The sequence below is a fragment of the Spiroplasma endosymbiont of Megaselia nigra genome, from assembly GCF_003987485.1.
In the GTDB taxonomy this organism is placed as follows: domain Bacteria; phylum Bacillota_I; class Bacilli_A; order Mycoplasmatales; family Mycoplasmataceae; genus Spiroplasma.
Map to the genome: position 1 here is coordinate 1 of NZ_RCOO01000215.1, position 1,748 is coordinate 1,748.

4 protein-coding genes are annotated in these 1,748 nt (G+C 22.7%); 3 read left to right on the plus strand and 1 reads right to left on the minus strand.

Features of this window, described 5'->3' with window-relative positions; genetic code table 4:
- Window positions 1-193: hypothetical protein (locus D9R21_RS06200; RefSeq protein WP_206609243.1), on the plus strand; the 193-nt coding region annotated here is incomplete at its 5' end.
- A gap of 122 nt (window positions 194-315) precedes the next feature.
- Here the strand turns inward: D9R21_RS06200 and D9R21_RS06205 are convergent.
- Entirely contained in the window at window positions 316-609 is a 294-nt protein-coding gene (locus D9R21_RS06205) for a hypothetical protein (protein ID WP_126821511.1), read from the minus strand.
- Between the two features lie 92 nt (window positions 610-701).
- Here D9R21_RS06205 and D9R21_RS06210 point away from each other — a divergent pair, with 92 nt between their 5' ends.
- Together D9R21_RS06210 and D9R21_RS06215 are read left to right on the plus strand one after the other, a co-directional pair.
- Window positions 702-881: a hypothetical protein gene (locus D9R21_RS06210; protein ID WP_126821512.1), complete on the plus strand. Its 180-nt coding sequence runs from the start codon at window positions 702-704 to the stop codon at window positions 879-881.
- A gap of 150 nt (window positions 882-1,031) precedes the next feature.
- Window positions 1,032-1,748: hypothetical protein (locus tag D9R21_RS06215; RefSeq protein WP_148108865.1), on the plus strand; the 717-nt coding region annotated here is incomplete at its 3' end.

Genomic DNA, 1,748 nt, shown 5'->3' on the forward strand with positions numbered 1-1,748 from the left:
CTGAATAAGAAAAATGTTTGTTCAAGGCAAAATATATGGCATATTAGATAACTTCCCATTTTTAGATAAGTGCATTAGTGAACTAAGATTTAGTGATACTAAAACAAACACACCCGATAGTAAAATGTACCATGACCCATATGATGCTTTGTTTTATGGTTCTTATCCATATCGTTTTAAAATGGGAATATAACTAATCTTGTTTTTGGGCGAGCGGTTTATTTTCTTAAATTTTTGTGATAAAATGACTTACAAGTTAAAAAAAGTTTTGAGATTCTTTCAAACAAATTTAGGAACCTTTATAAAATTCTTCGCTTAACGCTTAGAATTTTTCCCAAGTATTTTGAAAAGCGTGGCAAAAATTTTTTTAAACTTTAAGTAATTTTTCACAAACTTATGAAAATCCCGCGAGCCACGACCAGCTGAAACAAATTTAAAAAAAAAAATTGGCGAAGTAAAATATCGGGCATAACTATCACCAACAAAGTCTTTAAATACTTCTCAATCAAAACCAAAATTATAGTCACTAAAATTCAAATCATATTTTTTATTTAAATGTTCATAACTAGTAATCCGTTTTTTGTTATTAATTTTGGTAAAATCCTGCATTTTTAAATAGCCTCCTTTTTTGATAAGATTATGTGAATTATTAAGTATCATAATTTAGAATAATTTGTTTAATTACAAAAGGAAATTATAAAATGGAATTAAAACAAAATTTATTAGAATATTATAAAAAAGATAAAATAATAGAAGCAAACAATGAAACTAAAAATTTCTTGATTGAAAGAGATAATGAGATATTTAAATTATATCAACAAGGACAAATATTGCAAGGATATAAGGTGATATCAAAATTGCCAAAAACAATTAAAACATAATATGGAGATATTCCTATTAAAAGAAGATTATATGTTAAATATGATGAAGAAAAAAAAGAAAATATAAATCGTTATCCTTTAGATGAAGAATTAGGTTTAAAAAAATACGAAAGAATTGAAATAAATTTAAAAAATAAATATATGTCTTTTATGGGTGATGGAAAAAGATATAAAGATATTTTAGATACTGTTGAAAACGCTAATCTTAGTGAAAGAATAATATCTAATATTTTTAAAAATGCCGATTTAGAAGAAACAGATTACATTAGTAATAAAAATAACAATAAAATTAAAATTCCAAATAATGTTTTATATATTCAAATTGACGGAGCTTTTGTGCCAATGCGAGAAAATAAAAAAAGAGTTGAAAATAAAATATTTCTTTCAACTATGCATGTTGGTGTTGATGAAGAAAAGTCAACAAAAACCAGAAAAAAAATGAAAAAGAAAAATGGCGTTTTCCAAATGATGAATAAAAATCATAAGAATAAAAATAATAAATCTAATATTGATAATTTTATTGATAAAATTTTTAAATTAATGGATATTTACGATATTAATGAAGATACTAAAATATTAATATTAAGTGATGGTGAAAAACAAATTAAAAAAATTTATAGAGCAGTAAAAGCAAAATATAAAAATAACAAGGTATCATATAGTTTAGATAAATTTCATCTTACAAGTATATTTAAAAAAATATATCCCTTTCAAAATAAAAATAAGGAAAATAGAGAAGCATATCATAAAGCAGTTGATTATTTTTTTAATGGTAAATATGAAGAATTATTACAGTGTTTAGAAGATAGTAAATTTTTTATAAGCGATTCTAAATTAGATTTTTTGAATAAAGCTATTACATTAATT